The organism is Halobacillus sp. A5 (genome assembly GCF_024189315.1).
Classification (GTDB): Bacteria; Bacillota; Bacilli; order Bacillales; family Halobacillaceae; genus Halobacillus_A.
In genome coordinates this window covers 108,465-120,685 of record NZ_JAIZEO010000005.1, presented here as the reverse complement: position 1 = coordinate 120,685, position 12,221 = coordinate 108,465, and the positions used below count along the sequence as shown (strand labels likewise).

Below are 12,221 nucleotides of genomic sequence, written 5' to 3'. Positions count from 1 at the left end.
AGTGTATAAAGTATTACTAGTCGACGACGAAATCAATATTTTAGAAGGTATAGCGGCAATTGTAGATTGGAAGTCCTGCGGAACGGAATTGACGGCCAAAGCTAATCACGGTCAAATGGCGTTAGAGATGATTACTGAAGATCAGCCGGATATTGTAATTACTGATATTAAAATGCCCGGTCTCAATGGAGTGCAGCTTATCCAAAAGGTACACAGCCTTTACCCTGAGATACGGTTTATTGTGTTATCCGGACATGATGAATTTGAATTTGCTAAAACAGCGATGGAATGCAATGTGAAGCATTACCTGCTGAAGCCAAGCAATGAGCAGAAGATTGAAACCGCCCTGAAGCAAGTGGTTGAGGATTTAGATGAAGAGGTGGATAAAGCCCAGTTTCTTGAAAATATGCGTGACCACCTCCAACAGGTGATGCCTAAAGCGAAGGAGCAATTTTTAAAGGATTATATTACAAATAAAAAATACGGTGTACAAGACTGGGAGCATTATCGGGAGTTGTTTGAAATTGATACAAACTCTAAAGAATTCAGGCTTGTTGTAATTAAAATAGACGATCCATACGAGTATGAACACTTATTAGCGCTTAAAAAAATTGTCGTGGAAAAGCTTGGGGAGGAGCAAGTTCCTTTAGAAACGACCATTGGGGATAAGATTGTCGTGCTAGCTGAGATGAGCTCATTAAATGCAATTATTGAAAAAGCTAAAGAAGCAAAGCAGGATTTTACAAGTTTTTATCCGATAGATTATACAGCGGCCATTAGTGATCTTGGAAGTATTAATGACTTAAGAGCTTTATATAATGAAACGTTAAATTGCTTAACTCAGCGGTTTTACGTTTCTGGCGGAAGCATTATTACAATGCAGGATTTAAAAAAAGTTGAGACGAGCATGGAAGAATTGCAATATGATCATGAAGATCTGATTTATGCGATTAGAAGCGGTAACACCGAAGCGGTCCTCCAATATTTGAATGACTTTTTTGAAGAGGTTAAACAGAAAAATTATGAAGTCAGTCTCGTCCAGTCCCACTGCCTTGAGTTGTTTATGTCGATCATCAGACAAGCGGGTAAGGAAGGGATGGATAATTATTTTAAACAGATCTTCATCTTTCAGGAGTACGATAAATTTCATGAAATCAGGCAGTTTATCGAAAAAGCAGCGACTGAAATTTCCGAGCATCACTATGAACGGACGAAGCAGACTCAAAGCAATATTATCAACCGCGTAGTAGAGTTTGTTGAGAGAAATCTGGACGACCCCGAGCTTTCATTATCCAGAATTGCATCCGAAGTCCTCTACATGAATTCAGATTATTTAGGAAAGCTGTTTAAAAAGGAAAAAGGCGAACGGTTTTCTAATTTTCTTATCAACCGGCGAATTGAAAAAGCAATCGAAATGATTGAGCAATCGGAAGAAGTAAAGATTTTTGAGGTTGCTGAAACGGTTGGATTTGGTAATAATCCCCGCTACTTTGGACAGGTTTTCAAAAAATATACAGGAGTAACTCCTACACAATTTATAAATAATAAAATGAGCGAGTAGCTTATAGAAGCTCTCGGAACCATTGGATCACAAAGTGGATAAAGGATCTCTTTGACACCGCTTGGTTTAGTTCTCTTTTATCAAAAAGGGTTTTAGGAAAGGGAGTCGTTTCCTAAAACCTTTCCTCATGTTTAAGCAAGGAATGGTTACATTTACGAGAAAAAGAAGAAAACGATGGTTTTTCAACAAGTTGAGCAGCTTATAGTAAACTCTATAAGCTTTTTTTGATATAAATCTTCCTTATTCGATCGTAATTTCACTAATGTCTGTTTTTTATACATCGATATCTGAAAATTTTATTTATTATAAAAACGAATAACTTTATGATAGATTCATGAAACAGAAAGCGCTTTCAAAATTCATGAGGGAGGTCTTTGAAAAGTGAAGAAAAAGTTCTGGGCTATTAGCTTAGCCGCAATTATGTTGATTAGTATTCTTACAGCTTGTTCAGATTCAGATGGAGCATCAGGAGACAGTGAAGAAGAGGATGGTGTAACCACTCTAAACATGTCATGGTGGGGATCTCAAAGCCGCCACGACCAGACACAGGAAATTATTAAGAAATTTGAAGAAGAAAATCCGGATATCAAAATCGAATCAGAATTCACAGGGTTTGACGGTTACTTTGAAAAAATGGCTGCATCCGCTTCAGGGAACAACCTGCCGGATATCATGCAGCAGAACTTTGGAGAGTACTTAAATCAATACGCGGATAAGGAGCTGCTTGCAGACCTTACAGAGTTTGTTGATGATGGAACAATTGATGTAGAAGGCGTTGACGACACCATCATGGAATCAGGTGTGAAAAACGATAAGCTTCTTGGTATTCCAACCGGAACTAACGCTTTAACCGCTTTTTATAACAAAGACATGACGGATGAAGCCGGGGTAGATATCTCTGATGGAGAGTGGAGCTGGGAAGATTACGAAGAATATACCACTGAGATCAGTGAAGCAACTGGCGAATATGGCGCAAGACTTATGGAACCGCAGAACCTATTTGAATACTACTTGAGAGAAAAAGGTGAAAAGCTGTTTAACGAAGATGGAACAGCTCTAGGATACGATGACGATCAGCTTTTAGTAGATTATTTTGAAAGAAACTTAGAGCTGAAAGAAAGTGAAGCTGTACCTGGTTATGACACTATTCAACAGATCAAAGGCGTTGAAGACGAGTTGATTGCACGTGGTGAAGCAGCATTTGACTTCAGATGGTCCAACCAGGCCACTGCTCTTGATAGTGCAGCAGATGGTAAGCCGCTGGAAATGACTATGCTTCCAGGCTCCAACAATGATCAGGGTATGTACTTAAAACCTGCCATGCTGTGGTCTGTAGCTGAAAATTCTGAGCATAAAGAAGAAGCAGCGAAATTTATTGACTTCTTTGTAAATAACGTTGAGGTTTACGAAATTGGCGGTTCTGACCGTGGTGTTCCAATTAAAGAAGATATTCGTGATGAACTGTCTGCTGACTTAAGTGAAACTGACCAAAAAGTATTTGATTATATTGAAATGGTAACGGAGAATAGCTCTCCAATCGATTCCAACTTCCCTCCTCAGTCTTCTGAAGTATTAGGAGAACTGCAGAAAATTGACGAACGTGTCATGTATGGAGAGCTTTCTGCAGAAGAAGGGGCTGAACAGTTTAGATCGACAGTTGAATCAATTCTTGCTAGATAAATGTAATTTAAGGGAGGGTGGCCCTGGGGATAGCATTCAGGGCCACTTTCTTATAATAAAAGATCGCGAAAGAGGTGAGTGCGATGATACCAAAAAAAGATGGACATGAAAAAGTGGAACCACAGCATCCAGCGAAAAAGCCTAAAGATAAGAAGCAAATTAAAGCAGTGCCGCCTAACAAGAAGATCAAATCAGATAATAAAAATGTAACAGGCTATTTATTCATATCGCCCTTTATAATTGGATTCTTATCTTTGACTCTTTTTCCTATCTTATATTCTTTGTATTTGTCGTTTACTGATTTTGATTTAATGGGTACGCCGAATTGGATAGGTTTTGAGAACTATGAGCGAATGTTTACAAATGACCCAACCTTCTGGCAGGCGATGAAAGTAACATTTTTCTATGCAGGTATTGCCGTACCTGTGCGTCTGGTATTTGCCTTGCTTGTAGCTTTAGCACTTAATAAAGTAGTCGAAATGGTTGGACTATATCGTACGCTGCTCTATCTTCCATCTGTAGTAGGAGGAAGTATCGCCGTTTCCATTATGTGGCGTCAATTGTTCGGGGACGATGGAGCATTTAACTCCATACTTGCGACTCTTGGGCTGCCGACTCATTCCTGGTTAGGGGATCCGGATACAGCGATTTGGACATTGATTGTTTTATACGGCTGGCAGTTCGGATCATCCATGCTGATCTTCTTAGCTGGTCTTCGTAATATTCCGAAGACATTCTATGAAGCGTCAAGTGTAGATGGAGCCGGTCCGCTGCGTCAGTTTTTCATCATTACGATTCCACTGCTGACGCCAGTTATACTGTTCAACACGATTATGCAGGTTATTCAAGGGTTTATGGCCTTTACTCCAAGCTTTGTTGTTACAAACGGCGGTCCTGTCGACAGCACCCTGTTGTACGTTCTTTACATGTATAGACGAGCATTTGAATACTTTGATATGGGATATGCTTCCGCGATGGCGTGGGTCATGCTTATTATCATTGCGATCTTCACGGCTCTAATCTTTAAGAGCTCGGAACACTGGGTGCATTACGAATCAGATGCCAAATAAAGAAAGGAGAAGGCGATATGAAGAACAAAGCAACAAAAAAAATTATTCAACACGTGTTAATGGCAACTTTTGCTTTAATCATGATCTACCCGCTCATTTGGATGATAAGCAGTTCTTTAAAAGAAAGCTCGAGTGTCTTCGTTGATTCGCACTCTCTTATTCCTAAGGGATGGCACTTTGATAACTATATTGAGGGATGGAATGGGTTTGCCGGCATTACTTTCAGCACCTTCTTTTGGAACTCTACAGTAATTACTGTGATTGCAACAGTCGGAAGTATTGCTTCCTCAACACTGATTGCCTTTGGATTTGCCCGTATTAAATTCGCCGGCAAAAAGATCTGGTTCGTGTCGATGATGCTTACCATGATGCTGCCTTTTGAGATGGTTATGATTCCGCAGTACATTATGTTTAACGGATTTGGCTGGATTGACACCTATTTACCGTTAATTTTACCAACTTTCTTTGGGATACCATTTTTCATCTTTCTCATTATGCAGTTTATCCGCACAATTCCTATGGAGCTCGATGAAGCGGCTAAAATCGATGGGTGTAATACGTTTGATATCTTTTTCCGTATTATCGTTCCGTTGATCGTCCCGGCCATGATGACTTCAGCGATTTTCTCTTTCTACTGGAGATGGGATGACTTTATGGGGCCGCTGATTTATCTTTCTACACCTGAGAAATACCCTGTTTCACTAGCATTGAAATTATTCTCCGACCCTAACTCTGTTACAAACTGGGGTGCAATGTTTGCGATGTCCACATTAAGTATACTGCCGATTTTCATCATTTTCTTTGTTTTCCAACGGTATATTGTGGACGGCATCAGTTCAACAGGTATGAAAGCCTAAATCAATTTATAAGGGGAAGAAGCGTATGAGTATAAATCAACAAACGAATGTAAAAGAAAATTTAAAAACACCTCTTGATTGGGGTAAAGCAGCCTGTGATTCACTAATGGCTTTCTTTGAGCCTTCTGAACTGCCTCCTGATGGAAGATGGCACTATCACCAGGGGGTCTTCCTCGAAAGTATGCGTCAATTAAGAGAGATTGTCGGGGGAGAAGACTATTTAAACTACATTAAAGCTTACGTTGACCATAACATCGATGAACATGGTAACTTCCTGTGGAACCGTAAAGAACTTGATGCGATTCAAGCAGGCCTGCTTCTGTTTGAGCTCGATGATAAGTTCGAAGATACACGTTATCGTAAAGCAGCAAAAAAACTTAGGAATATGTTTCCTACGTTAAACACGACTTCAGATGGAGGGTTCTGGCATAAAGACGGCTACCCCTATCAAATGTGGCTGGATGGTTTATATATGGGCGGAGTCTTTTCGATGAACTATGCGAAAGCTTACAACGAGCCGGAACTGATTGAGATGGTTCTGGAGCAGGAACGTTTGATGCGAAAGCACACGCTGGATGAAGAAACTGGTTTGTATCATCACGCCTGGGATGAAAGCCGTGTCCAGGGGTGGGCAGATTCAGAAACAGGAAAATCCCCTGAATTTTGGGGGAGAGCAATTGGATGGTATGGCATTACGTATAATGAAATATTAGACTTTCTTCCTGACAATCATGAATCACGGGAAGAAATAGCCGAAGCACTTAGAAACCTTGCTGAGAGTCTCGTCAAGTATCAGGATCCAGAGAATGGAATGTGGTATCAGGTGGTTGATAAACGTGAAAGAAGTGACAACTGGGTTGAAACCTCTTGTTCTGCATTGTTCATTTATACTATCGCCAGAGCGATCCGCGGCGGCGTCCTGGATGAAAGTTACAAGGAACATGCCATTAAAGGTTACCGCGGTCTGTTAGACAGGATGCAGTTTGATGAAGAGGGTCATTTCATTATGCCGGAAATTTGTATTGGAACTGGAGTGGGCGATTATGAACATTATATTAATCGACCGAAAACAGCTAACGATTTACACGGAGTAGGCTCTTTTGTCTTAGCAAGCATGGAAATGCAGCACCTCCTGCCTGAACTCTAAATATTAAATAACTATTAGAAACTGGAGTTGGAATCATGAGGAAATTTGCGGTTTGTGGAGTAAGTAAGCGTGCCAATGACATGTTTATTCGTCCAATGGTTGATACATTTCGGGCTACAAGCAAGCTTGTCGGGCTTCTCGATCATGATTCAAAGCGTTTTGCAGTGTGTAAATCTGCTTTCCCAGAGATCGAGCATGTACCTGAATTTAGTGCAGCTGAATTTGAAAAAATGGTAAATGAAACAAACCCTGATGTTATTATTGTCGCCAGCCGGGATGACACTCATGTGGAATACATTATTAAGGCACTTGAACATGATCTTGACGTTATTACAGAGAAGCCGATGACAACAACAGCATACGACAGCCGGCGGGTGATGGAAGCAGAGCAGAACAGCAGAGGAAAAGTAACCGTAACATTTAACTATCGTTATAGTCCTTATCACATGAAAATTAAAGAGCTTGTGGCCTCTGGAAAAGTTGGCCGGGTCACGTCGGTGGATTTGAACTGGTATATCGACACTTATCACGGTTCCAGTTACTTTCAGCGCTGGAATCGAATGAGAGAATTCTCAGGCGGTCTATCCATTCATAAATCCTCCCACCATTTTGATTTAATTAATTGGTGGTTAGATCAGAAGCCAGTGCAGGTATTTGCCTTTGGAGCTTTGAACTATTACGGCTCTGAAAGCGAGCTTAACCCTGCGAAGGTTGATGGACGCCATTGTAAGACTTGTCATGTTAAGCATAACTGTTCGTACTATACGAGGTGGAATTCGAGAAGCAACAGTGCAGTTGTTAAAGATGATCATATTGATTCTGACGAAGCAAGGAAAGATGGATATACAAACTATCGTCCTGATCAATGTGTATTTGACTCTGAAATTGAGATTGAAGATACGTACACGGCAACAATTCAATACAATAAAGGGGCTTTGTTAAGTTATTCGATTAATTTCTCGCTCCCTTACGAAGGTTACAGGCTGGCGATTAATGGTACAAAAGGAAGAATAGAAACAACCGAATTTCATGCCCCTTCACGGGTTCCATTTCCAGTACCTGAACAGACCGTTGAATACTTTCCTTTATTTGGTTCAAAGGAAACCATTCACGTGTTGAAGCAGGAAGGAGGACACGGAGGCGGAGACCCGATTATACAGGAGGATCTCTTTATGGGGGAAGATCCTTCAAGGCCGTACCGTGTGCTATCCGGTAGTGAAGATGGAGCTTATGCAGTTACAACTGGAGAAGCCGTCTGGAGGTCCGTGAAAGAAAAGCAGCCGATTAATATTGAACAATTACTGCATGAGCCGTCATACAGCAGCTGATTTTGCCGGCTTTGCCTAGGAGGTATTATGATGAACGCAGGACGTTTACTAACAGGGGTTCTCGCCTTATGTAACTGGATCACACACTTTGCTCTGCTTAATTTAATGTGGATCGGATGTACATTACTGGGAGGAGTGGTTTTTGGAATTGCTCCAAGTACGATCGCTTTATACACGGTGTCAAGAAAAGCAGCCAGAGGTGAATCAGAGTTCCCTTTAGTCAAAACATTTTTCAAAACGTTCAAAAAAGAATTCTTCCGAGCTAATGGTCTGGTACTCATCTTAACTCTGATCGGTGTAGTGTGCTTTTATGATCTGCATTTCTTTAGACAATTTGAAGGTGGATTCTATGACTTTATGTCTACCGTGGCGTTAGTTTGCTGTTTAACGTTTCTAATTGTCCTTACGTATATCCTTCCCGTATATGTTCATTATGATTTGAAGGTCACACAAGCGATCAAGCAAGCCTTATTTATCGGATTCTTAAAGCCCAGCAGTCTGCTTCTTATGATCATTACGAGCGTTTCCACGTATTACTTCTTTATCTCGTTTCCCGGGTTTATTCCGATCTTTGGATTTACGATCTTTGCGCACTTAAATATGTGGATGGCCTTAAAGTGTTTTGAGAACATCGAAGAAGTGAATGTGACGGCTGAAGCAGCTTAATGCAGAACACAAGGTCCATTAAACGTAAGGACCATCAGCTTGCGGAGAAACTCCTCGTTTCTCGGCAAGCATTTTTTATACGTTCTGTCTGGATATTATTGTTCATTTTACAATAATGGGAGGCGTACTGCGGGAGGTGCAGAGAGGTCGAGGATGATTGTCGTTTAAAATAATGCAGAAAAAGGAGTAAGCTACTATTAATATCTATTATAATAGATGAAGAGACTTTCCCAACAGACTGAGGGTCCTCGAAATTTGAGGACCTTGTTTATTTAATTAGAAGCTACTATTGCGGGGTGAACGAATATGGAAATTCTATTTATTTTTCTTAACATTATAATACCTGTCTTCATTTTAATAGGGATTGGCGCCCTTATGCATAAAGCGTTTAAACTTGATTTGTTTACTCTTGCGAAGCTGAATATTTATTTTCTCAGCCCTGGTTTCGTGCTGGTTAACTTGTACGAGTCTTCCTTTTCTATTGATCTGCTCGGGCAGGTCATTTTATTTTTTGCCATATTTATCTCTTTTTTATATGTCGTTGTTCAGCTTGTTGCAAGAGCAGGCAGGTATAAAAAAAGTATTAGAGGGGTATTTGCGAATAGTGTATTGCTATATAACTCGGGGAACTACGGCATCCCTGTTAACGATTTAGCATTTAAACAGGATCCTTTCGCCGCTACCATTCAAGTCATAGTGATGACATTGCAGAATGTATTTTCCTACACTTTCGGAGTGTTTTCTTTAAGAGCAGTGGAAGAAGGGAAGCTGCGTGCACTGATAGGGCTGTTAAAAATGCCGGCTATTTATGCGATGGCTGCAGGTATTCTTCTAAATGTGAGTAACGCTCAAGTCCCGGAGTTTATTATTAAGCCTGGAGAGTATATTGCTGATGCGATGGTGGGGATTGCACTCATTACACTGGGCGCCCAGGTGGCCCAGCTTACGTTTAAGTTTAAGCTGCTTATTGTATATTTAAGCATTATAATCAGGCTGATTCTCGGACCAGCCTTAGCGGTGCTGATTATTTGGATGCTGCAATATGACGGGATGCTTGCCCAGGCGCTGCTTATTTCATCAGGCATGCCGAGCTCCGTTAACAGTGCGATCATCTCACAGGAATATCGAAATGAACCGGAACTAGCGGCACAGATTGTTTTAGCCTCTACGATCTTTAGTATGTTTACGGTTACTCTTACTATCTATTTCTCTCAATTGCTCTTTTGATGGGGAAGTCTCACATGATCGGCTAAACGGATGGGCAGTCTTGCAACAGCCCCGACTACTATTTCCGCTACTTCTTTTGCTCCATCTTTGTTGAGGTGAGTATCATCCCGGACTCCGTCTGGGTAATGAGGGGAGGAATTTTTATCAAGCCACATAAACAGCTGTTTTGCTTTTTCTGGACCGAGGTTAAGGAGCAGCTTCGTGGATTGTTCTGTTAAATCGATCAGATGAACCCCTTGTTCGCTGGCAAGCTGTCTCGCAGCCTCTGGATAGTCTTCATACGTTTCATAAAGACAGCCGTCAGGAGTAAACTTACGTCGTTGAAGAGGTGTGATAAGAACAGGTACAGCATCATTAGCTCTAGCGGTCTCAATATATTTTAGAAGATAGTGCCGGTAAGAAGAAAAAGGCTCTGTATGGCGTGCTTCATCAGGCTTACTGTCATTATGACCAAATTGAAAAAAAAGGTAATCTCCGCTGCTCAGCTGTTCAGAGATGGCTGAAAGACGTCCTTCGTGAATGAAGCTTTTTGAGCTTCTGCCGTTGACTGCTTTGTTACATATAGAAACCTCATTCGTAAAAAATTGAGGGAGAAGCTGTCCCCACCCAGCTTGGGGAGAGCTGGCTGGTTCATGGTCGGCTACAGTAGAGTCCCCTGCTAAATAAATTTCTATTTTATCCATGAATTAACCTCCATTGATTGGTTGACATGATTCAGTAATTTTTAACTCTGGTTCAAGAAATATTCTTTTTTCCGTTTCTTCCCCGTTAATTACATCCATTAACACTTCAGCAAGTTTTTCGGTAATAAGCTGAAGTGGGACACCCACGGTAGATAATGGAACTTCAAAGTTTTCGGTAGCTGGGATATTATCGTAGCTGATGATCGAAATATCATGAGGAATTGAGAGGTCACTTTCATAAACAGCCCGTAAAATCCCTTTAGATAAATCGTGACTTCCGCTAATAACAGCTGTCGGCGGCTCCCGGTCTTTAAGCAGCTTTTTCGTAGCTTCATAGCCATCATATTGCTCGAGATCTGAAACAGATACGACACGCGAATAATATGGATCTAAACCAAAAGACTTGACCGCCTGCTTAAATCCATTAACTTTCTCCTCCTGCAGACGATCTTCCTGCAGAAGATCACCTACATAGCAGATCCTCTTATGACCGATTGACATAAAGTATTGCACCGCTGAACGAATGGCTTGTCTGCGGTTTACGTCCACGGTTGGGAAGGGGGATTGGTCATGTGCAATACCATACGTAACAATTGGAACTGTAGAATTAGCCGGTTCTTTAGAATTACGATCATCGAATGCAACAATTGCATCCACCTGATAACGGTTAAATGTATTAATGGCAAACTCCATCTCATTAATGGAAATGAGAGTAGTATAGGAAAGCTGTTCTAATTGTTTATTCAGGCCGGTAATTAACGCAGAATGAGTGACCCTTTCAATCGTAGGCCAGACAACACCAATTGTATTGGATTTCTTTGATACTAAACTGCGTGCAGCAACATTAGGCTGATAGCCCAGCTGCTTTGCAATCTCAATAATTCTTGTTTTCGTTGGTTCTTTTACAAGCGGACTGTCTCTTAACGCTTTAGATACTGTAGAGTAGCTGACTCCTGCAGATTTAGCGATATCCTTTATAGTTACCCCCATAGTCGACCTCCATCTTTTTTCTCAATTATAGTAAATCAATGAAATAAAAACAACGTTGTTTTTATTTGTTATTCATTAGATAATTTAATATTTAACAGGTTCTGCGTTGACAAAGAAAGCCTTTACATTTACAATAATAACAACGTTGTTATTCAGAAGCAAATCCATACATGACAAAGTGTAATAAAAGTAGTGGAGGAGGCGTTTAAACAAATGAATTCATTATTTTCTTTAGAAGGTAAAACGGCACTCGTTACCGGAGCAAGCCGGGGTCTGGGTCAGGGTATTGCGGTAGGACTTGCCAAAGCAGGAGCTGACATCATCGGAGTAGGAACGAGAAGTCTTGAAAATACCAGAAAAGAAGTCGAAGCCGCCGGCGGGACTTTTTACGAACTTATTTCTGACTTAAGCAAAGAAGATGCAGCTGAGAAACTTGCTGCTGATGCAATTGCTGTTAAAGGCAGGGTAGATGTCCTCGTAAATAATGCAGGTATTATCCGCCGTTCTGAGGCAGAAAATTTTTCAAACGATGATTGGTTCGACGTCATTAACGTTAATCAGCACGCTGTTTTTCAATTAAGTCGTGAAATTGGAAAGCATATGCTTGAAAATCAGTCCGGTAAGATCATAAACATAGCTTCTATGCTCTCCTATCAGGGAGGATTGAAGGTTCCAGCTTATACAGCCAGTAAACATGCCGTTGCAGGACTGACTAAATCATTAGCGAATGAATGGTCCAGCAAAGGAGTTAACGTAAATGCTATTGCACCAGGGTATATGGCAACAGACAACACAGCACCTATAAGAGAAGACGAATCCCGCAATGCCTACATCACGTCGCGTATTCCACAAGGCAGGTGGGGGACGCCTGAAGACCTTCAGGGGGCTGCCGTTTTCTTAGCCTCCGATGCTTCTGATTATGTGAACGGACATGTGTTAAATGTTGACGGAGGATGGATGAGCTCTTAGGTACATGGGACTGATAATCTAAAATAAAGTAAAAGGTCATTTT

At 41.0% G+C, this 12,221-nt stretch carries 11 protein-coding genes; 9 read left to right on the top strand and 2 right to left on the bottom strand.

Annotated features, from left to right (window positions below; translation table 11 throughout):
- Position 1: 1 nt before the first annotated feature.
- The 8 genes from LF822_RS23195 to LF822_RS18555 all read left to right on the top strand — a co-directional run bounded on the left by LF822_RS23195 (position 2) and on the right by LF822_RS18555 (position 9,536).
- A complete protein-coding gene (locus LF822_RS23195; RefSeq protein WP_253925600.1) occupies positions 2-1,561 on the top strand; it encodes a response regulator transcription factor in 1,560 nt (519 codons plus the stop codon).
- A gap of 381 nt (positions 1,562-1,942) precedes the next feature.
- On the top strand, positions 1,943-3,241 hold the full coding sequence (locus tag LF822_RS18585; RefSeq protein ID WP_253925599.1) for an ABC transporter substrate-binding protein: 1,299 nt from the start codon (positions 1,943-1,945) through the stop codon (positions 3,239-3,241).
- 83 nt (positions 3,242-3,324) lie between these two features.
- Positions 3,325-4,311: a carbohydrate ABC transporter permease gene (locus tag LF822_RS18580; protein WP_253925598.1), complete on the top strand. Its 987-nt coding sequence runs from the start codon at positions 3,325-3,327 to the stop codon at positions 4,309-4,311.
- A gap of 17 nt (positions 4,312-4,328) precedes the next feature.
- Positions 4,329-5,168 (top strand): carbohydrate ABC transporter permease, encoded by an 840-nt coding sequence (locus tag LF822_RS18575; protein WP_253925597.1) that lies wholly within the window; start codon positions 4,329-4,331, stop codon positions 5,166-5,168.
- A gap of 25 nt (positions 5,169-5,193) precedes the next feature.
- Positions 5,194-6,315 carry a glycoside hydrolase family 88/105 protein gene (locus LF822_RS18570; RefSeq protein ID WP_253925596.1) on the top strand — a complete coding sequence of 374 codons (1,122 nt, stop codon included), beginning with the start codon at positions 5,194-5,196 and terminating at the stop codon, positions 6,313-6,315.
- A 35-nt stretch (positions 6,316-6,350) separates the two neighbouring features.
- On the top strand, positions 6,351-7,643 hold the full coding sequence (locus LF822_RS18565) for a Gfo/Idh/MocA family protein (protein ID WP_253925595.1): 1,293 nt from the start codon (positions 6,351-6,353) through the stop codon (positions 7,641-7,643).
- A 30-nt stretch (positions 7,644-7,673) separates the two neighbouring features.
- Entirely contained in the window at positions 7,674-8,309 is a 636-nt protein-coding gene (locus tag LF822_RS18560; protein ID WP_253925594.1) for a YesL family protein, read from the top strand.
- A 306-nt stretch (positions 8,310-8,615) separates the two neighbouring features.
- The gene (locus LF822_RS18555) at positions 8,616-9,536 is read left to right on the top strand and encodes an AEC family transporter (RefSeq protein WP_253925593.1); all 921 of its coding nucleotides are present in this window, start codon (positions 8,616-8,618) and stop codon (positions 9,534-9,536) included.
- On the opposite strand, the gene LF822_RS18550 is transcribed toward LF822_RS18555, so the two are convergent.
- Both LF822_RS18550 and LF822_RS18545 read right to left on the bottom strand, forming a co-directional pair.
- Positions 9,521-10,219, bottom strand: coding sequence for a rhamnogalacturonan acetylesterase (locus tag LF822_RS18550; protein WP_253925592.1), 699 nt, complete (start codon positions 10,217-10,219; stop codon positions 9,521-9,523). The genes LF822_RS18555 and LF822_RS18550 overlap by 16 nt on opposite strands.
- A gap of 3 nt (positions 10,220-10,222) precedes the next feature.
- Entirely contained in the window at positions 10,223-11,209 is a 987-nt protein-coding gene (locus tag LF822_RS18545; RefSeq protein WP_253925591.1) for a LacI family DNA-binding transcriptional regulator, read from the bottom strand.
- 213 nt (positions 11,210-11,422) lie between these two features.
- Here LF822_RS18545 and kduD point away from each other — a divergent pair, with 213 nt between their 5' ends.
- Positions 11,423-12,178 (top strand): 2-dehydro-3-deoxy-D-gluconate 5-dehydrogenase KduD, encoded by a 756-nt coding sequence (gene kduD, locus LF822_RS18540; RefSeq protein WP_253925590.1) that lies wholly within the window; start codon positions 11,423-11,425, stop codon positions 12,176-12,178.
- The last annotated feature ends 43 nt before the right edge of the window (positions 12,179-12,221 follow it).